1 protein-coding gene is annotated in these 273 nt (G+C 71.4%); it reads left to right on the top strand.

Features of this window, described 5'->3' with window-relative positions; translation table 11 throughout:
• On the top strand, positions 1-273 hold a 273-nt coding region (locus RMT89_RS43030; RefSeq protein WP_315889202.1), incomplete at both ends, for an FAD-dependent oxidoreductase.

The raw sequence follows: 273 nt of genomic DNA, 5'->3' as shown, positions 1-273 counted from the left end.
ACATCGAGGTTCTGCGCGCCGATGGCGTGCCCTTCGAGGTGCTCGACCGCGCCGGCTGCATCGCCGCCGAGCCGGGGCTGGCGGGGGCGGCGGATCTGATCGCCGGCGGTCTTCGGCTGCCGGGGGATGAGACGGGCGATTGCTTCAAATTCACCAACCGTCTGGCCGCGATGGCGGCGGCGCAAGGCGTCATCTTCCGCTGGGGAGTGAGCGTTCAGGCGCTTGAGGCCGAGGCCGGGCGCATTACCGCCGTGCGCACCGATGCGGGGCGGA

It is taken from the genome of Streptomyces sp. P17, assembly GCF_032436805.1.
Lineage (GTDB): Bacteria > Actinomycetota > Actinomycetes > Streptomycetales > Streptomycetaceae > Streptomyces.
The sequence above is the reverse complement of the archived record's forward strand: the minus strand, read 5'-3'. Positions and strand labels throughout refer to the sequence as shown.